We start from the raw sequence: 19,996 nt of genomic DNA on the forward strand, positions 1-19,996 counted from the left end.
TCGCAATGGAAGAAGGCCTCCGCTTCGCTATCCGCGAAGGCGGCCGCACCGTTGGTTCCGGCGTTGTCTCCAAAATCATCGAGTGATCGGCGCTGCTGATTAAGAGACGGAAAGGGCGCCTTCGGGCGCCCTTTTTCGTCGTGTAGGCAAGACAATGCGCGGGTGCATCGTTTTCGCTCTTGCAAAGGGCGCGGGGCTTTCGTATCCACGCGCCCACCGTAGGGGTATAGCTCAGTTGGTAGAGCGACGGTCTCCAAAACCGTAGGTCCCGGGTTCGAGCCCTGGTGCCCCTGCCACCTTCCTGCACTTTCGATTGCGCGTGTAGGGTTGAAATAGATTGCCCACTGGCGTAGATGCCACAGAACAAGACAGGTTCAGGAAAACATCATGGCCACCAAAGCAAACCCCCTCCAGTTCATCCAGCAAGTGCGCTCGGAAGTTTCGAAGGTGGTGTGGCCGACACGCCGCGAAGTTATGCTGACCACCATGATGGTGTTCATCATGTCCGCGCTTGTAGCCACGTTCTTCTTCATCGTTGACCTGCTTATCCGCACTGGATTGACTGAGCTACTCGCACTCTTCGGTTAATCACTGGCATCGGCCATAGCGGCCAGACAGTCTCCGCCCACTCCTAGAATCCCTTGGTGTTGTGCAGAGTTTCCCCTTTCCCCTTATCGGTTCCGCCGCCGCGTTTTCACACGGTGGTCATGCGTGCGGCGGCACGAACTGGTGCGTAATGGCTTGAACTTGCGCGCGCGACGAGGTAGAGCCTTCGGCATTATCCGAGCAGGCGTGTAGCGAATCGAGCTGCACGCCGCTTTACTGTTCGGGACTCTCAAATTCCGCCACGGTGCGCACTTGGCCACGTGGCATGATCAAGAAGGCAGTGGCTCTATGGCAAAGCGTTGGTATTCGGTAAGCGTTCTCTCGAACTTCGAGAAAAAAATCGCCGAAGCGATCAAGCAAGCTGCGGTCGAAAAGGGTCTTGAGGACCAGATCGAAGAAGTTCTTGTTCCCACCGAAGAAGTTATCGAAGTGCGCCGCGGCAAGAAGGTCACGGTCGAGCGCCGCTTCATGCCAGGCTACGTGCTGGTGCGCATGGAAATGACGGATGCAGGCTACCACCTCGTGAACTCGATCAACCGCGTGACGGGTTTCCTTGGCTCGTTCGGCAAGCCGATTCCGATGCGCGACTCCGAGGTCGAAGCCATTCTCGGTCGTGTTGAGGAAGGTGCCGAGGCACCCCGTTCCACGATCACTTTCGAAGTTGGCGAACAGGTTGCTGTCTCCGAAGGGGCCTTCGAAGGGTTCGACGGTATGGTCGAGGAAGTCGATGAGGACAACCAGCGCCTCAAGGTTTCCGTTTCGATCTTTGGCCGCGCAACGCCCGTCGAGCTGGAATTTACGCAGGTGTCCAAGCGGGCATAACCCGCGGCGTGGTTCCATTCCCGCGAGGCTGATGGCTGATGCCTAAGACCGACCCTCACCTTTCTTCCCTTGGCCGAATTGGCAGGGTTGCGGCGTGAGGGTCGTTCTCGTTTCAACGAACGCCGGTCAGTCCATGGGCGGCGAGGCGATCAAAGCTTACCAGTATTTCAAATGGCTGCTTGCTGCGGGATATGACGCGACCCTCGTCACCCATGAGCGTTGTCGTGACCAATTGACTGAGTTCGCTCCCGAGCGGATTGTTTATGTTCGTGACGACCGCCTCCAGATATCTCTGTGGCGGGCGCGGGTGACGAAGCGTCTGCTCAATGGCTACTTCCATCGCTGCGCGCGCAGGCTCATCTCTGACCGTTTCGATCCGTCCGATACGGTGGTGCATTACCTCTGCCCGATCTCGCCCGTCGAACTGCGCTTTCCGCCGAAAGGGTTTCGCTATGTTATCGGGCCGCTGTCGGGTTACGTCTTCTACCCGCCCGCGTTTCGTGCGCGTGAAGGGCGCGGCGCGGCATTACGCAGGTCGGCCTATCCAGTGGTGCAGCGCCTCTCCCGTTTGTTTTTTGGCGAGTTGCGTGGCGCGGACAGGATACTTGTGTCGGGCTATGAACGGACTCGGCGTGTGTTGAAATGGGCGGGCGCAGGTGATGCGCAGATGGTCGATGTCGTAGATGCGGGGGTTTCCGAGGATATCGCCGATGCGCCTGCGCCTGATCACACAGCGCGCAACGGCGCTTTCGTCTGGATTGGGCGGTTCACCAACTACAAAGGGGCGGACCTCGCCCTACGTGCGCTGGCGTTAAGTGATGCGGACATCACCCTGACCCTCTACGGGGACGGACCTGAGCGCTCCGCAATGGAAGCCCTCGCGCGCAGTCTTGGTGTTGCTGATCGCGCTCTGTTCGCGGGCTGGTTGGATCACGATGCCTACGTGCAGGCAATGACGCGCTATCGCGGCCTCGTCTTCCCGACCCTGAGCGAGGCGAACGGCATCGTCATTCAGGAGGCCATGGCTTGTGGTGTGCCAGTTGTGAGCCTCGACTGGGGTGGGCCGAGCGGGTTGGCTTCGGCAGGTGAGGCTGTTTTGATCGCGCCCGAAAGTGAAGAGCACGTGATCCATGCGCTGGCGAAGGCCATGGCGCGGCTCGCGGAAGGGGGCGCGGAGGTGCAGAAAATGGCCGATGCCGCACGTGCCCGCGCGCAGGCATTCCGATGGGATGTCGTCGCACGTTCATGGGCGCAGGTCTACGATCGCTCCTGAAGCGCGCCGAAATTCCCGTTGATCCCCATGCCAAAGGCCGTTAGAGAGCGGCATCTCGGTGCATCACGCGATTCCCCGAGGGTTCATTCGTGGGAGAAGTCAGGGCCACAACCCGTTCCCTTCCGACCACGACAACTTAGTCCGCCGCGATCCGTCGGGGTGGATGTTGCAAAAGGAAAAAGCCAATGGCAAAGAAGCTCGCAGGCACGATGAAGCTGCAAGTTCCCGCCGGTCAAGCAAACCCGTCCCCGCCCGTGGGTCCGGCGCTTGGTCAGCGTGGTATCAACATCATGGAATTCTGTAAGGCGTTCAACGCCAAGACGCAGGAACTGGAGCCCGGCGCGCCGTGCCCGACCATCATCACCTACTATCAGGACAAGTCCTTCACCATGGACATCAAGACGCCGCCCGCGTCTTACTTCTTGAAGAAGGCTGCCAAACTCAAGTCCGGCGCGAATCTGCCCGGTCGTGAAACTGTTGGCACCGTGACCGCGGCTCAGGTGAAAGAAATCGCCGAAGCCAAAATGAAAGACCTGAACGCCAACGATATCGAAGCTGCGATGAAAATCGTGCTCGGTTCTGCGCGCTCCATGGGCATTGAGGTGAAGTAATGGCTAAACTTGGCAAACGCACCGCATCTGCTCGCGAAGCATTCGCAGGCAAGGAAAACGTCACCGTCGAAGAGGCCGTTGCACTGATCAAGTCCAACGCCGCCGCCAAATTCGACGAGACCTTCGAAATCGCTCTGAACCTCGGCGTCGATCCCCGTCACGCTGACCAGATGGTTCGCGGCGTCGTCTCCCTGCCCAACGGCACCGGCAAAACCCTGCGCGTTGCAGTGTTCGCTCGCGGCCCCAAAGCAGAAGAAGCACAGGCCGCTGGCGCCGACATCGTCGGTGCAGAAGACCTGATGGAAGCTGTTCAAGGCGGCAAGATCGACTTCGATCGCTGCATCGCGACTCCCGACATGATGCCGATCGTCGGCCGTCTGGGTAAGGTGCTTGGCCCCCGTAACCTGATGCCGAACCCCAAAGTCGGCACAGTGACCATGGACGTCAAAGCAGCAGTTGAAGCGGCTAAAGGCGGCGAAGTTCAGTTCAAAGCCGAGAAGGCGGGTGTTGTGCACGCTGGCATCGGCAAGGTTTCCTTCGACGAAGCCAAGCTGGTCGAAAACGTTCGCGCATTCATCGACGCCGTGATGAAAGCCAAGCCCGCAGGCGCAAAAGGTGCCTACATGAAGAAGATCTCCGTATCTTCCACCATGGGCCCTGGCGTCACGCTCGACGTGGACAACGCGACAGGCAACTGATTGCTTCAGGCAACTGGTTGTGAGAATTTCAAAGGCGCCCCGATCGGGGCGCCTTTTCCTTTAGCTGGCGCAATTGAAATTGGGGCATAGTATTGCAACGGACCTGACGCAGGCCGCATCTGCTCATGGCCCTTGCTCTTCCAGTAAATTCCCTCTAAATACCCCCTTGCAAGTCAGCGTGCGATTCGTCGTGCGCTGTTTTTGCTTTCGTCCGAGACGGTGGGTGGGTCCATTCGGCCCCATAATCCCTGCCTGAGACGGGATAGGCCATTTAACCAAGGGCTCCCGTGAGCCTCGCGGTGGTGACGTTCCCGTATCTAGGACCGAACCGCCGGAGCGATCCGGTATCAATGAGCCGGAGGGGTAACCTTCCATACTTGGAGTGAAACTGTGGATAGAGCACAAAAAGAAAAAGTGGTCGAAGAGCTCGGCCAAATCTTTGAAAGCTCTGGCGTGGTCGTGGTTGCACACTACGCAGGTCTCACGGTTGCCGAAATGCAGGATCTGCGCGCGAAAATGCGTGACGCAGGTGGTGCAGTTCGCGTTGCTAAGAACAAGCTCGCCAAAATCGCCCTTGAGGGCACCCCCAACGAACCCGTTGCGGATCTCCTCACTGGCATGACTGTCCTCGCCTATTCCGAAGACCCTGTCGCAGCAGCGAAAGTGGTCGTCGATTACGCCAAAGAGAATGAGAAACTTCAAGTTCTCGGCGGCGCTATGGGTGGTGAAGGTCTTGACGTTGACGGTGTTACCCGTGTGTCGAAGATGCCCTCGCGCGAAGAGCTCCTCGCTCAGATCGCAAGCTGCATCGGCGCACCCGCGTCCAACATCGCTGGCGCAATTGGCGCTCCTGCTTCGAACATCGCGGGCATCCTTTCTACGATCGAAGAAAAGGCTGCCTAAGCAACTTTTGACACCTGTGTGGGACGCATACGCCCATGTTGGAACACATCTAAAACGAACGGAAACAGTACAATGGCTGATCTGAAGAAACTTGCAGAAGAGATCGTTGGTCTCACCCTTCTCGAAGCTCAAGAGCTGAAAGAAATCCTCAAAGACGAATACGGCATCGAGCCCGCTGCTGGCGGCGCTGTGATGGTTGCTGGCGCTGCTGGTGGCGACGCTGGTGCGGCTGCTGAAGAGAAGACCGAATTTGACGTCGTTCTCAAAGACGCTGGCGCATCCAAAATCAACGTCATCAAAGAAGTCCGCGGCCTCACCGGTCTTGGCCTCAAAGAAGCCAAAGAGCTTGTTGAAGCTGGCGGCAAAATCAAAGAAGGCGTCGACAAAGCCGAAGCCGAAGAAGTCAAAGGCAAGCTGGAAGCAGCTGGCGCGACTGTCGAGCTGGCCTAAGCCTGCTGCCCTTTGGGGCGCACAAATTGATGGCTGGACCCTGAAAAACGGGGTCCAGCCGCACCTGTCTTTAGGCACCTATTCCTGAAAACAGGGGCACTTCTCGGCAAGGGCCGCGCGAATTTTCCGCCAATTGGCGCGACGCGACCCTTTCCAAGAGGACGTTCAATGGTCGGGAGCCGCCGGTGGGACGGTGGCAAGAATAGACCGAACATCTTCGTTTCGTCAGGGCTGATGCATCGGCGCCCAACGGTGTATGCGGCTCGCGAAAATTGAAAGGTAAAGACGCGAATGGCTTCGACCTTCCTCGGCCAGAAACGGCTCCGCAAGTATTACGGTAAAATCCGCGAAGTTCTCGAGATGCCGAACCTTATTGAGGTTCAAAAAGCATCCTACGACCTCTTCCTGAATTCCGGAGATCAACCAGAACCCCAAGACGGCGAAGGCATCAAAGGTGTCTTCCAATCGGTGTTCCCGATCAAGGATTTCAACGAGACATCCGTTCTCGAGTTCGTCAAATACGAGCTTGAAACTCCAAAATATGACGTCGAGGAGTGTCAGCAACGCGACATGACCTACTCCGCGCCGCTCAAGGTGACGCTCCGTCTCATCGTGTTTGATGTGGACGAGGAAACAGGCGCGAAGTCCGTCAAAGACATCAAAGAACAAGACGTATTCATGGGCGACATGCCCCTGATGACGCCGAACGGCACTTTTGTCGTGAACGGCACCGAGCGTGTGATCGTCTCCCAGATGCACCGTTCGCCGGGTGTGTTCTTTGACCACGACAAGGGCAAGACCCACTCCTCGGGTAAGCTTCTGTTCGCCTGCCGCATCATTCCCTATCGCGGTTCGTGGCTGGACTTCGAGTTCGACGCCAAGGACATCGTCTACGCCCGCATCGACCGTCGCCGCAAACTGCCCGTGACCACGCTGCTCTATGCGCTTGGTCTCGATCAGGAAGCGATCTGCGACGCCTATTACGACACCGTGGAATACAAGCTCGAGAAGAACAAAGGTTGGGTGACCAAGTTCTTCCCCGAGCGTGTGCGCGGCACGCGCCCTGCCTATGATCTGGTGGACGCAGCGACAGGCGAAGTGATCTGCAAAGCCGGTGACAAGATGACCCCTCGCGCGGTCAAGAAAATCATCGATGAAGGCAAGATCACAGAGCTTCTGCTGCCTTTCGACACGATTGTTGGCAAGTTTGTTGCCAAGGACATCATCAACGAAGAAACCGGTGCGATTTACGTCGAAGCTGGTGACGAGTTGACCTATGAGCTCGACAAAGACGGCGATGTGATCGGCGGCTCCCTCAAGGAGTTGATCGACGCAGGCATCACCGACATCCCCGTACTCGACATCGACGGTGTGAACGTTGGTCCTTACATCCGCAACACGATGGCGGCCGACAAGAACATGAACCGCGAAACCGCGCTCATGGACATCTACCGCGTCATGCGTCCGGGTGAGCCGCCGACCGTTGAGGCCGCTTCAAACCTGTTCGACACGCTCTTCTTCGACGGTGAGCGCTACGATCTCTCCGCCGTTGGTCGCGTGAAGATGAACATGCGTCTGGCGCTGGACAAGCCCGACACGCAGCGCACGCTGGACCGCGAGGATATCGTGGCCTGTGTGAAAGCGCTCGTCGAGCTTCGTGACGGCAAGGGCGACATCGACGACATCGACCACCTCGGCAACCGTCGCGTCCGCTCCGTCGGCGAACTGATGGAAAACCAGTATCGCGTTGGCCTGCTTCGCATGGAGCGCGCGATCAAGGAACGTATGTCCTCCGTCGAGATCGACACGGTCATGCCGCAAGACCTGATCAACGCGAAACCTGCTGCTGCTGCCGTGCGCGAATTCTTCGGCTCCTCGCAGCTGTCGCAGTTCATGGACCAAACCAACCCGCTTTCGGAAGTCACGCACAAGCGTCGTCTCTCCGCGCTTGGGCCAGGTGGTCTGACCCGCGAACGCGCAGGCTTTGAGGTCCGCGACGTTCACATCACGCACTACGGTCGTATGTGCCCGATTGAGACTCCCGAGGGTCCGAACATTGGTCTGATCAACTCGCTGGCAACTTTTGCCCGCGTGAACAAATACGGCTTCATCGAGACACCTTATCGTAAGGTTGTCGATGGTCAGGTGACGGACGACGTCCAATACATGTCCGCGACCGAAGAGATGCGTTACACCGTGGCGCAAGCCAACGCGAAACTCGATGATGCGGGTCGTTTCATGAACGATCTGGTGTCCACACGTCAGTCGGGCGAGCACGCGCTCAACCCGCCGTCCAACGTGAACCTCATCGACGTCTCGCCGAAGCAGTTGGTCTCGGTCGCTGCGGCCCTGATCCCCTTCCTCGAAAACGACGACGCCAACCGCGCTCTCATGGGTTCGAACATGCAACGTCAGGCCGTTCCGCTCCTGCGCGCCGAGGCGCCGCTGGTCGGGACCGGTATGGAAGGCAAGGTCGCTATCGACTCTGGTGCTGCTATTCAGGCGGCCCGTGGCGGTGTGATCGACCAAGTGGACGCAACCCGTATCGTTATCCGCGCAACCGAGGATCTCGAACTGGGCGATGCTGGTGTGGACATTTACCGTCTGCGCAAGTTCCAGCGTTCGAACCAGAACACCTGTATCAACCAGCGTCCGCTGGTGAAGGTGGGTCAGAAAGTGTCCAAAGGCGAGGTGATCGCTGATGGTCCGTCGACCGATATGGGCGAACTGGCTCTGGGTAAAAACGTCATCGTCGCGTTTATGCCTTGGAACGGTTACAACTACGAGGACTCCATCCTGATCTCCGAGCGCATTGCGCGTGACGACGTCTTCACGTCGGTTCACATCGAGGAATTTGAAGTCGCCGCCCGTGACACAAAGCTCGGGCCGGAAGAGATCACCCGCGACATTCCGAACGTCGGCGAGGAAGCCCTGCGCAACCTTGACGAAGCGGGTATTGTCTACATCGGTGCTCACGTCGAGCCGGGTGACATTCTCGTCGGTAAGATTACACCGAAGGGCGAAAGCCCGATGACGCCGGAGGAAAAACTCCTGCGCGCCATCTTCGGTGAGAAAGCTTCCGATGTGCGTGACACCTCGCTGCGCGTGAAACCGGGTGACTACGGCACGGTCGTGGAAGTCCGCGTGTTCAACCGCCATGGCGTCGAGAAAGACGAGCGTTCGGTTCAGATCGAGCGTGAGGAAATCGAGCGCCTCGCACGTGACCGCGACGACGAGATGGCGATCCTTGATCGTAACATCTACGCACGTCTCAAGGATATGATCCTTGGCAAAGTTGCCGTCAAAGGCCCCAAAGGCGTGAAAGCTGGCGTGGTCATCGACGAGGAGCTGCTCGGTCAACTGTCCAAAGGTCAGTGGTGGCAACTCGCTCTCGAAGACGAGGACGATGCGCAGATCGTTGAAGCTCTGAACGCACAATACGAAGTGCAGAAACGTGCTCTTGAGCACCGTTTCGAGGACAAGGTTGAGAAGGTCCGCCGCGGCGACGACCTGCCCCCAGGTGTGATGAAGATGGTTAAAGTCTTCATCGCGGTTAAGCGTAAGCTTCAACCTGGTGACAAGATGGCTGGTCGCCACGGGAACAAGGGTGTTATCTCCCGCGTCGTTCCCATGGAGGACATGCCGTTCCTCGCGGATGGAACTCCCGTCGACTTCTGTCTGAACCCGCTCGGCGTGCCTTCGCGTATGAACGTTGGACAGATTCTCGAAACCCACATGGGTTGGGCGTCGCGCGGTCTGGGTATTCAGGTCGACGAAGCGCTTCAGGAATATCGTCGCTCTGGCGACATGACGCCTGTGCGTGACGCGCTGAAATTCGTTTATGGCGAAGAGGTCTACGAAGAAGGCTTCGACCCCATGGAAGACAGCGACCTGATCGAAGCTGCCGCCAACGTGACACGCGGTGTTCCGATTGCGACACCTGTCTTTGATGGTGCGAAAGAGGCTGACATTGATGACGCGCTGGTTCGCGCAGGCTTCGACACATCGGCACAGTCGGTGCTCTTCGATGGCCGCACGGGTGAGCAATTCGCCCGTAAAGTCACCGTGGGTGTCAAATACCTGCTCAAGCTGCACCACCTTGTGGACGACAAAATCCACGCCCGTTCGACGGGTCCGTACTCGCTCGTCACCCAGCAGCCGCTCGGTGGTAAGGCGCAGTTCGGTGGTCAGCGCTTTGGTGAGATGGAGGTCTGGGCACTTGAGGCCTACGGCGCTGCATACACCTTGCAGGAAATGCTGACCGTGAAGTCGGACGACGTCGCAGGCCGTGCGAAGGTCTACGAGTCGATCGTCAAGGGTGAGGACAACTTTGAAGCGGGCGTGCCCGAGAGCTTTAACGTGCTCGTCAAAGAAGTCCGCGGCCTCGGCCTCAACATGGAACTCCTGGATGCGGAGGAAGAGGAGTAAGGCGCCCGCCTTACTCCCTCCCCCCTTCCGCAACAATTTGAGGAACTCAAAAAATGAACCAGGAACTCTCAACCAACCCGTTCAACCCGCTGGCCGCGCCTTCGACGTTCGACGAGATCAAGGTCTCTCTGGCATCGCCCGAGCGCATCCTGTCGTGGTCCTACGGTGAGATCAAAAAGCCCGAGACGATCAACTACCGTACGTTCAAGCCTGAGCGCGACGGTCTGTTCTGTGCCCGTATCTTTGGGCCGATCAAAGACTACGAATGTCTCTGCGGTAAATATAAACGCATGAAGTATCGCGGCGTTGTCTGCGAGAAATGCGGTGTTGAAGTCACGCTCCAGAAGGTGCGTCGCGAGCGCATGGGCCACATCGAACTGGCCGCGCCCGTCGCCCACATCTGGTTCCTGAAGTCGCTCCCGTCCCGCATCGGCCTGATGCTCGACATGACGCTTCGTGACCTTGAGCGCGTCCTCTACTTCGAGAACTACGTCGTGATCGAACCCGGTCTGACGGATCTCACCTACGGTCAGATGATGACCGAAGAAGAGTATATGGACGCACAAGACCTTTACGGCATGGACGCATTCGAGGCCGATATCGGTGCCGAAGCCATCCGTAAGATGCTTGCCAACATCGACCTTGAGTCCACCGCAGACCAACTGCGCGAAGACCTCAAAGAGGCGACTGGCGAGCTCAAGCCCAAGAAGATCATCAAGCGTCTGAAGATCGTCGAAAGCTTCCTTGAATCGGGCAACCGTCCCGAGTGGATGGTCCTGACTGTGATCCCTGTGATCCCGCCAGAACTTCGCCCGCTCGTGCCGCTCGACGGTGGCCGTTTTGCGACCTCCGATCTCAACGATCTCTACCGTCGTGTGATCAACCGTAACAACCGTCTCAAGCGCCTCATCGAGCTGCGCGCGCCCGATATCATCGTGCGCAACGAGAAGCGGATGTTGCAGGAATCCGTCGATGCTCTCTTCGACAACGGCCGTCGTGGTCGCGTGATCACGGGTGCCAACAAGCGCCCGCTGAAATCGCTCTCCGACATGCTGAAGGGGAAACAGGGTCGCTTCCGTCAGAACCTTTTGGGGAAACGTGTCGACTTCTCCGGTCGTTCGGTGATTGTGACGGGCCCCGAGCTGAAGCTGCACCAGTGCGGCTTGCCCAAGAAGATGGCGCTCGAACTCTTCAAGCCGTTCATCTACTCGCGTCTGGAGGCCAAAGGCTATTCCTCGACCGTGAAGCAGGCGAAGAAACTCGTTGAGAAAGAACGTCCCGAAGTTTGGGATATCCTCGACGAAGTAATCCGCGAGCACCCTGTTCTTCTGAACCGTGCGCCCACGCTTCACCGTCTTGGTATCCAAGCGTTCGAACCCACACTGATCGAAGGCAAGGCCATCCAGTTGCACCCGCTCGTCTGTTCGGCGTTCAACGCCGACTTTGACGGGGACCAGATGGCTGTTCACGTGCCGCTCTCGCTGGAAGCCCAGCTCGAAGCACGTGTGCTCATGATGTCCACCAACAACGTGCTGTCGCCCGCCAACGGCGCGCCGATCATCGTGCCGTCGCAGGATATGATCCTCGGCCTCTACTACATCACGATGGAGCGCGAAGGGATGAAGGGCGAAGGCATGGTCTTCTCCGACATCGAGGAAGTCGAGCATGCTCTGAACGCTGGTGAAGTGCATCTGCACGCCAAAATCACCGCGCGGATCAAACAGATCGACGAACATGGTCAGGAAGTCTGGGAACGTCATGAGACAACCCCCGGTCGCTTGCGTCTTGGTGGTCTGCTTCCGCTGAACGCAAAGGCACCGTTCTCGCTTGTGAACCGTCTTCTGCGTAAGAAAGAAGTGCAGCAGATCATTGACACCGTCTATCGTTACTGCGGTCAGAAAGAGTCCGTGATCTTCTGTGATCAGATCATGTCTCTGGGCTTCCGCGAGGCCTTCAAGGGCGGCATCTCGTTCGGCAAGGACGACATGGTGGTCCCCGACAACAAGTGGACCATCGTGGACGAAACCCGTGCGTTGGTGAAAGACTTCGAACAGCAGTACATGGACGGCCTCATCACCCAAGGCGAGAAGTACAACAAAGTTGTCGATGCCTGGGCGAAGTGTAACGACAAGGTCACCGAGGCGATGATGTCCAACATCTCCGCAAACAAACGCGCCGAAGATGGCTCTGAAATGGAACCGAACTCGGTTTACATGATGGCCCACTCCGGTGCGCGTGGCTCGGTCACACAGATGAAGCAGCTGGGCGGTATGCGCGGCCTGATGGCGAAACCTTCTGGCGAGATTATCGAAACGCCGATTATCTCGAACTTTAAAGAAGGTTTGACCGTGCTCGAGTACTTTAACTCGACCCACGGTGCCCGTAAGGGTCTGTCGGATACGGCTCTGAAAACGGCGAACTCGGGTTACCTGACCCGTCGTCTTGTCGACGTTGCTCAGGACTGCATCGTGCGCGAAGTCGACTGTGGCACCGAACGTGCCGTTACGGCCGAAGCGGCTGTCAACGACGGTGAGGTGGTTGCATCTCTGGCCGAGCGTATCCTTGGTCGTGTGGCGGCTGACGATGTTCTGCGTCCGGGTACCGATGAGGTGCTGGTGGCGAAGAACGAGCTGATCGACGAGCGCAAAGCCGACCTCATCGAGGACGCTGGCGTTGCCTCCATGCGCATCCGCAGCCCGCTGACCTGTGAGGCCGAAGAAGGCGTTTGCGCCTACTGTTACGGTCGTGACCTCGCTCGCGGCACCATGGTGAACCAAGGCGAAAGTGTCGGCATCATCGCCGCGCAATCCATCGGTGAGCCTGGTACGCAGCTGACGATGCGGACCTTCCACATCGGCGGTGTTGCTCAGGGTGGTCAGCAGTCCTTCCAAGAGGCCAACCAAGAGGGCCGCATTGAATTCCACAATGCGAACCTTCTTGAAAACGTGGCGGGCGAAAAGATCGTCATGGGCCGTAACATGGTCATGCGGATCATCGACGAGAATGACGCCGAGCGCGCTTCGTTCAAACTCGGCTACGGCACCAAGGTGTTCGTGGCAGAGGGCGACACGATCACACGTGGCGACAAGCTCTTCGAATGGGACCCCTATACTCTCCCGATCATCGCGGAGAAGGGCGGCAAGGCCAAATTCGTCGATCTGATCTCGGGTCTCTCGATCCGCGACGTGACCGACGATGCGACTGGTATGACGCAGAAGATCGTGTCCGACTGGCGCTCCGTTCCCAAAGGCGGCGATCTCAAGCCCGAGATCCTCATCGTGGGCGAGGACGGCGAACCCGTTCGCAACGACGCGGGCAACCCCGTTACCTACCTGATGTCCGTGGACGCCATTCTCTCGATCGAGGACGGTCAGGACATCAAACCAGGTGACGTTGTCGCTCGTATCCCGCGCGAAGGTGCGAAGACCAAGGACATCACCGGTGGTCTGCCGCGTGTGGCCGAACTCTTCGAAGCGCGTCGTCCCAAAGACCACGCCATCATCGCCGAGATCGACGGTTACGTGCGCTTCGGTCGCGACTACAAGAACAAGCGTCGCATCACGATCGAACCGTCGGACGACTCGATGGAGCCCGTCGAATACATGGTGCCCAAAGGCAAACACATCCCTGTTGGTGAAGGCGACTTCATCCAGAAGGGTGAGTATCTGATGGACGGTAACCCCGCGCCGCACGATATTCTTGCCATCATGGGTGTTGAGGCTCTGGCCGAATACATGATCAACGAGGTTCAGGACGTCTATCGTCTGCAGGGTGTGAAGATCAACGACAAGCACATCGAGGTGATCGTTCGCCAGATGCTGCAAAAGTGGGAGATCCTCGACTCTGGCGAAACCACGCTGCTCAAAGGCGAGAACGTCGACAAGGTCGAGTTTGACGAGGCCAACGAGAAGGCCATCGCCAAAGGCGGTCGTCCTGCGAAGGGTCAGCCGATCCTGCTCGGGATCACCAAGGCATCGCTGCAAACGCGGTCCTTCATCTCGGCGGCGTCCTTCCAGGAAACCACCCGCGTGCTCACCGAGGCTTCTGTCCAAGGCAAGCGCGACAAACTGGTCGGTCTCAAGGAGAACGTCATCGTCGGTCGCCTCATTCCCGCAGGGACAGGTGGCGCAACGATGCGTGTTCGCAAGATCGCAGCTGAGCGCGACTCCGTGGTTATCGAGGAAGCCCGCGCCGAGGCGGAAGCCGCTGCGGCTCTGGCAGCTCCGACCGAGGATCTCGGCACGGAAACTTTCGGCGATTCTACTGTGGTCGAAACGCCTGAGGGTGACGCGGAATAATCCGCACGCACATTCTGCCAAGCATAGAGAAAGGGCCTCGCATTGCGGGGCCCTTTTTCGTTTCAGGCGCTTCCCGAATTTGGGAGGAATTATAAGGTAAGGAGTGGAAGGGGCAGGGCGCTATCTTGCCAGTTCGGCAGCCTTCGCCATATGCACGACATAGCGCGGATCATCGCAGTAGTCTTCGCCCCGCTTCTCCGCCATCGCCCGAAGGAAATCTGCTACGCACAGATGATGCAATTCACGCACGCGCGGCACGGCCAAGATTTTTGCATAGACCTCATCAAACCGCGCGTCGAACGCGAGTGCCTGTCTGTCCTCGATTTCGTTGCGGTCGTATTTCTCGAAAAAGCGGTTGGTATAACGGTCCACATTCCCTTTGCGGAACGGGCAGGGGGTGCCCATTTTGAACTCGATGCACTCGTGCCACTTGGTAATGTAATGATTGAGCTGTGCGCCGCGATGCGAGATTGAGGGGCGGGGGGTTCGCTGTCGCCGTTTGCCGTTTGGGTTGTAGTTGTAGGGCGTCCCGTTCGCCCGTCCCCAACGGTTCGGCGCCTCGCCCCACTCGCCCACCACATCCATTCCGCGCGGCACATGCGGCGCGAGCCTATGAAAGCGTGAGGGCTTGTAGATAAAACTCTTGATAAAGACATTGGCGAAGCTTTTTGACCTCGCCGCACGCGTGAAGGTGCGGTGCAGAAAGGCGTCCTCGTAGCGGTCCAGATCTGAGGTGCCGAAACATTTCCACTGCACGGAGATGCCCGCAAACTCTCTTTCCTTGCCTGCGAGGTAGTCACCTACGGTCTCATGACCCTGCTTGATGACAAGGTATTCATCCACGTCGCAGACAAAGAGCCAGTCGCTCGCTTGCACCACCTCGTGTGCATGGATTGTGGCAAGACCCGAGCGAACGGGCGGGACATCGCCGGGTTCATGTTCGACCGCATGGCACCAGCCCGCGTTCGAAAGCACCTGCATCAATTCGCCCGAATGGTCCGTGCAATCATTGTAGGCAAAGACGACATCGGTGAAGCCGAGCATTTTCTGCCATGCCAGCCATTCGAGGAGGAACGGCCCCTCGTTACGAACGGTTGCGGCGATGGTGTAGCGCATTTCTCTCTCCATTAGCGCGCATCTCACTCGGTAAACTAACTATTGTAAACCGTATTCCAATTGACTGTCCTTGGTGATAGCGGGGCAGGGAAAGGGGGAAGCCATGACCAGTGCATCCGAAAATACCCGCGGCGCGGTGTTGATGGCAGCCTCCATGGCGGCCTTCGTCTTCAACGACAGTTTCATGAAGGCGCTGCTTGACGATATTCCGCTCAATCAGGCGCTGTTCTATCGCGGTGTTGTGAGCATCGTGATGGTCTTTATCGTCGTGACCCGCTTTGTCGGGCCTCTGAGGTTTCGCATGTCACGGCGGGATTGGAGCCTGACCACGGTGCGTTCGATTGCCGAAGTGGGCGCGGCTTTCACCTTCCTGCGTGCGATCGCCTCCATGCCGCTAGCCAACGCCTCCGCGATCATGCAGACCATGCCGCTGTCCATTACCATCGCCTCGGTTCTGATCTTCCGCGATCCTTTAGGATGGCGGCGTATGCTGGCGATCGTGATCGGATTTCTTGGCGTCCTGCTGATCGTCAAGCCAGGCACTGACGGGTTCGATAGCGCGGCACTCTGGGCACTTTGTGCGGTGGTCTTTGTCACAATCCGGGACCTCTCGGTGCGCGCTATGTCACATGATGCGTCCACCTCAACTGTCACGATGTCCGCTGTGGCCTTGGTCACGATCGTCTCGGGCGTGGCTCTGATCGGACAGCCGCTTGCTCCCATGTCCGCGCTCAACTGGGCGCAACTCATGGGCACGGGAAGTTTCGTGGTGCTGGGCTATGTCCTTTCGGTTATCGTGATGAAGGTCGGTGACGTGTCCTTCGTCTCGCCCTTCCGCTATACCGCACTTGTCTGGGCGCTTCTGGTGGGGTTTCTGGTATTTGGTGAGTGGCCCGACGCGCTTGCACTCCTTGGAGCAGCGACGATTGCGGCCACGGGGATCTATACAGTGATCCGCGAACAACGCCTCGCCCGCCGTGCCGCAGCTGCCGCACGGGACGCCTCTTGACGGGGCGCTGTTGACACGAGCCACGACTCCCCATATACGGCGCCCAATCCGGCTGTCGGTGAGCAATTTCCGTCTGTGCCGAATTCAAAATCGCAGTGATCAAGTTGTCGGCCACTTTGAGGCCTTCAACCTCTGGGAACTCTCCGCGTCGTTCGCCTCGGAATGGGAACGATTGCGGGTTTTTGCGTTATGCGGGCCTCGCGTGATGCATGAAATTCGAACCGTCGCGGGCGATATGCCTCCGGCAGATAGTGTTAGGAAACGGGAAGAGCCCTTATGCCAACGATTCAACAGCTGATCCGCAAACCGCGTCAGCCCAAGCGCAAGACCTCCAAGTCCATGCACCTGGAGCAGTGTCCGCAGAAGCGCGGCGTCTGCACACGCGTTTACACCACCACGCCGAAGAAACCGAACTCCGCTATGCGTAAGGTCGCCAAAGTGCGCCTGACGAACGGCTACGAGGTCATCTCCTACATCCCCGGTGAAAGCCACAACCTTCAGGAACACTCCGTTGTCCTGATCCGTGGCGGCCGTGTGAAAGACCTTCCCGGTGTCCGTTACCACATCCTGCGCGGTGTCCTTGACACGCAAGGCGTCAAAGACCGTAAGCAGCGTCGTTCGAAATACGGCGCCAAGCGTCCTAAGTAAGGAGATCACGAGATGTCTCGTCGTCACGCCGCTGAAAAGCGCGAAGTACTGCCCGACGCCAAATATGGCGATCGCGTTCTGACCAAGTTCATGAACAATCTCATGATCGACGGTAAAAAATCCGTCGCCGAGAAAATCGTCTACAACGCGTTTGACCGCGTTGAGGATAAACTCAAAAAAGCACCCGTGGAAGTTTTCCACGAGGCCCTAGACAACGTGAAACCCTCGGTTGAGGTTCGTTCGCGTCGTGTGGGTGGTGCAACCTACCAGGTGCCTGTTGAAGTGCGCGTTGAGCGCCGCGAAGCTCTTGCCATCCGTTGGCTGATCTCCGCCGCACGTGCCCGCAACGAAAACACGATGGAAGAACGCCTTGCCGGTGAGCTGCTCGACGCAGTGAACGGTCGCGGTGCCGCCGTGAAAAAACGTGAAGACACGCACAAAATGGCCGACGCGAACAAAGCGTTCAGCCATTATCGCTGGTAACAGGAGCCTGAACACATGGCACGCGAATACTCCTTGGAGCGTTATCGTAACTTCGGCATCATGGCTCACATTGATGCTGGTAAGACGACGATGACCGAACGGATCTTGTTCTACACGGGCAAGAACCACAAGATCGGCGAAACCCACGACGGCGCTTCCACCATGGACTGGATGGAGCAGGAAGCCGAGCGCGGGATCACCATTACGTCGGCTGCGACCACGACCTTCTGGCAGCGTCAGGTTGACCCGACTGCTGATGGCACGTCGGAAACCAAGACCCGCTTCAACATCATCGACACTCCCGGCCACGTGGACTTCACCATCGAAGTCGAACGTTCCTTGGCGGTTCTCGACGGTGCTGTTGCTCTGCTTGACGGTAACGCAGGCGTTGAGCCCCAAACCGAAACCGTGTGGCGTCAGGCTGACCGCTACAAGGTTCCGCGTCTGGTGTTCGTGAACAAAATGGACAAAATCGGCGCCGACTTCTTCAACTGTGTTGAAATGGTCAAAGATCGCACCGGCGGTCTGCCGATGCCGATCGCTCTGCCGATTGGTGCTGAAGACACGCTCGAAGGCATCATCGACCTGATCACCATGGAAGAATGGGTCTGGATCGGCGAAGATCTCGGCGCTTCCTGGGAACGTCGTCCAATTCGTGAAGAGCTCCAAGAGCTTGCCAACAAATGGCGCGACAACATGATCGAACTGGCCGTCGAAATGGACGACGATGCCATGGAAGCATACCTCGAAGGCGAAGAGCCCGATGAGGCAACGCTTCGCAAGCTCATCCGTAAGGGGACGCTGTCGCTGTCCTTCTTCCCGATGCTTGCCGGTTCTGCCTTCAAGAACAAAGGTGTGCAGCCGCTTCTCAACGCCGTGATCGACTTCCTGCCGGGTCCGCAAGACGTTCCCACGCTGATGGGCTTCTCGCCTGACGACGAGGAAGAAGAGCGCAACATCCCGCGTAATGCGGATGATGACGAGCCCTTCTCGGCGCTGGCGTTCAAGATCATGAACGACCCCTTCGTTGGCTCGCTGACCTTCACACGCATCTACTCGGGCGTGATCAAGAAGGGCGACGCAATGCTCAACTCGACCAAAGGCAAGCGCGAGCGTGTCGGTCGTATGATGGTGATGCACGCCATCGAGCGCGAGGAAATCGAGGAAGCATTTGCGGGCGACATCATCGCGCTGGCAGGTCTGAAAGAAACCACTACGGGCGACACGCTTTGTGATCCGACCAATCCGGTGGTTCTCGAAACTATGACCTTCCCCGATCCGGTTATCGAAATCGCGGTCGAGCCCAAAACCAAGGGCGACCAAGAGAAGATGTCCGCTGGCCTTGCACGTCTGGCTGCCGAAGACCCCTCCTTCCGTGTGGAAACTGACCTCGAAAGCGGCCAGACCATCATGAAAGGCATGGGCGAGCTTCACCTCGACATCCTCGTTGACCGTCTCAAGCGTGAGTTCAAAGTGGAAGCCAACATTGGTGCTCCGCAGGTGGCTTATCGCGAGACGATCTCTCACGAGGTCGAGCACAGCTACACCCACAAGAAACAGTCGGGTGGTTCGGGTCAGTTCGCTGAGGTGAAAATGATCATCTCTCCGACAGAGCCGGGCGAAGGTTACTCCTTCGAATCCCGCATCGTTGGTGGCGCCGTGCCGAAGGAATACATTCCTGGCGTCGAAAAAGGCATCAACTCGGTCATGGACAGCGGCCCGCTCGCTGGCTTCCCTGTGATCGACTTCAAGGTTGCTCTGATCGACGGTAAGTTCCACGACGTTGACTCCAGCGTTCTGGCCTTCGAAATCGCTGCTCGTATGTGCATGCGCGAAGGGATGAAGAAAGCTGGCGCGAAACTTCTCGAACCGGTGATGAAAGTCGAAGTCATCACTCCCGAGGAGTATACGGGCGGGATCATCGGTGATCTCACCTCCCGTCGTGGTCAGGTGTCCGGTCAGGAGCCGCGCGGCAACGCTGTTGCCATCGCTGCCTTCGTGCCGCTCGCCAACATGTTCGGCTACATCAACACCCTGCGTTCCATGTCCTCGGGCCGTGCGCAGTTTACGATGCAGTTCGATCACTACGAGCCGGTTCCGTCGAACATCTCCGAAGAGATCCAGTCGAAATACGCCTAACAGAATTTGGGGAGCGGGCACCCGCTCCCCCGACCCAATATCAAGGAGGCCATCATGGCTAAAGGTAAGTTTGAACGTAACAAACCGCACGTGAACATCGGGACCATTGGTCACGTTGACCACGGCAAGACGACGCTGACGGCTGCGATCACCAAGTATTTTGGTGACTTCCAAGCGTATGACCAGATCGACGGCGCGCCGGAAGAGAAAGCCCGCGGGATCACGATCTCGACGGCACACGTTGAGTACGAGACCGAGAACCGTCACTACGCCCACGTTGACTGCCCCGGTCACGCCGACTACGTGAAAAACATGATCACGGGTGCGGCTCAGATGGACGGCGGTATCCTCGTTGTGAACGCAGCAGACGGCCCGATGCCCCAGACCCGCGAGCACATCCTGCTTGCCCGTCAGGTTGGCGTTCCCGCGCTCGTCGTGTTCCTCAACAAAGTTGACCAAGTCGACGACGAAGAGCTTCTCGAGCTCGTCGAAATGGAAGTCCGTGAGCTTCT

At 58.0% G+C, this 19,996-nt stretch carries 16 protein-coding genes and 1 tRNA gene; 16 read left to right on the forward strand and 1 reads right to left on the reverse strand.

The window, feature by feature from the left end:
- The 11 genes from ACN0SC_RS16340 to rpoC form a co-directional block, all read left to right on the forward strand.
- Positions 1-86 (forward strand): hypothetical protein (locus ACN0SC_RS16340; RefSeq protein WP_229666132.1); only part of this gene is annotated, 86 nt, incomplete at its 5' end.
- 134 nt (positions 87-220) lie between these two features.
- Positions 221-296 (forward strand) — tRNA-Trp (locus ACN0SC_RS16345).
- Positions 297-387: 91 nt separating this feature from the next.
- A complete protein-coding gene (gene secE / locus ACN0SC_RS16350; protein ID WP_417250763.1) occupies positions 388-588 on the forward strand; it encodes a preprotein translocase subunit SecE in 201 nt (66 codons plus the stop codon).
- A 306-nt stretch (positions 589-894) separates the two neighbouring features.
- Positions 895-1,428, forward strand: coding sequence for a transcription termination/antitermination protein NusG (gene nusG, locus ACN0SC_RS16355; protein ID WP_417250764.1), 534 nt, complete (start codon positions 895-897; stop codon positions 1,426-1,428).
- 94 nt (positions 1,429-1,522) lie between these two features.
- Positions 1,523-2,701: a glycosyltransferase family 4 protein gene (locus ACN0SC_RS16360; RefSeq protein WP_417250765.1), complete on the forward strand. Its 1,179-nt coding sequence runs from the start codon at positions 1,523-1,525 to the stop codon at positions 2,699-2,701.
- Between the two features lie 185 nt (positions 2,702-2,886).
- Entirely contained in the window at positions 2,887-3,312 is a 426-nt protein-coding gene (gene rplK / locus ACN0SC_RS16365; protein ID WP_417250766.1) for a 50S ribosomal protein L11, read from the forward strand.
- Positions 3,312-4,010, forward strand: coding sequence for a 50S ribosomal protein L1 (gene rplA, locus ACN0SC_RS16370; RefSeq protein ID WP_417250767.1), 699 nt, complete (start codon positions 3,312-3,314; stop codon positions 4,008-4,010). The genes rplK and rplA overlap by 1 nt, the downstream gene beginning before the upstream one ends.
- A 390-nt stretch (positions 4,011-4,400) precedes the next feature.
- Positions 4,401-4,913 carry a 50S ribosomal protein L10 gene (rplJ, locus tag ACN0SC_RS16375; RefSeq protein ID WP_417250768.1) on the forward strand — a complete coding sequence of 171 codons (513 nt, stop codon included), beginning with the start codon at positions 4,401-4,403 and terminating at the stop codon, positions 4,911-4,913.
- A 72-nt stretch (positions 4,914-4,985) separates the two neighbouring features.
- A complete protein-coding gene (rplL, locus tag ACN0SC_RS16380; protein ID WP_417250769.1) occupies positions 4,986-5,363 on the forward strand; it encodes a 50S ribosomal protein L7/L12 in 378 nt (125 codons plus the stop codon).
- A gap of 291 nt (positions 5,364-5,654) precedes the next feature.
- Complete coding sequence (gene rpoB / locus ACN0SC_RS16385) at positions 5,655-9,791, forward strand: DNA-directed RNA polymerase subunit beta (RefSeq protein ID WP_417250770.1); 4,137 nt, start codon at positions 5,655-5,657, stop codon at positions 9,789-9,791.
- Positions 9,792-9,844: 53 nt separating this feature from the next.
- On the forward strand, positions 9,845-14,089 hold the full coding sequence (rpoC, locus tag ACN0SC_RS16390; protein ID WP_417250771.1) for a DNA-directed RNA polymerase subunit beta': 4,245 nt from the start codon (positions 9,845-9,847) through the stop codon (positions 14,087-14,089).
- A 120-nt stretch (positions 14,090-14,209) separates the two neighbouring features.
- Here the strand turns inward: rpoC and ACN0SC_RS16395 are convergent, their stop codons facing one another.
- Positions 14,210-15,205, reverse strand: coding sequence for a glycosyltransferase family 2 protein (locus ACN0SC_RS16395; protein ID WP_417250772.1), 996 nt, complete (start codon positions 15,203-15,205; stop codon positions 14,210-14,212).
- A 103-nt stretch (positions 15,206-15,308) separates the two neighbouring features.
- Here ACN0SC_RS16395 and ACN0SC_RS16400 point away from each other — a divergent pair, with 103 nt between their 5' ends.
- The 5 genes from ACN0SC_RS16400 to ACN0SC_RS16420 form a co-directional block, all read left to right on the forward strand.
- Positions 15,309-16,214, forward strand: coding sequence for a DMT family transporter (locus tag ACN0SC_RS16400; RefSeq protein ID WP_417250773.1), 906 nt, complete (start codon positions 15,309-15,311; stop codon positions 16,212-16,214).
- Positions 16,215-16,490: 276 nt separating this feature from the next.
- Positions 16,491-16,862: a 30S ribosomal protein S12 gene (gene rpsL, locus ACN0SC_RS16405; protein WP_417250774.1), complete on the forward strand. Its 372-nt coding sequence runs from the start codon at positions 16,491-16,493 to the stop codon at positions 16,860-16,862.
- Positions 16,863-16,874: 12 nt separating this feature from the next.
- Entirely contained in the window at positions 16,875-17,345 is a 471-nt protein-coding gene (gene rpsG / locus ACN0SC_RS16410) for a 30S ribosomal protein S7 (RefSeq protein WP_417250775.1), read from the forward strand.
- 15 nt (positions 17,346-17,360) lie between these two features.
- Positions 17,361-19,484 (forward strand): elongation factor G, encoded by a 2,124-nt coding sequence (fusA, locus tag ACN0SC_RS16415; protein WP_417250776.1) that lies wholly within the window; start codon positions 17,361-17,363, stop codon positions 19,482-19,484.
- A gap of 54 nt (positions 19,485-19,538) precedes the next feature.
- A partial coding sequence (locus tag ACN0SC_RS16420; protein ID WP_417250777.1) for a GTP-binding protein occupies positions 19,539-19,996 on the forward strand: 458 nt, incomplete at its 3' end.

The organism is Celeribacter sp. (assembly GCF_048261515.1).
Lineage (GTDB): Bacteria > Pseudomonadota > Alphaproteobacteria > Rhodobacterales > Rhodobacteraceae > Celeribacter.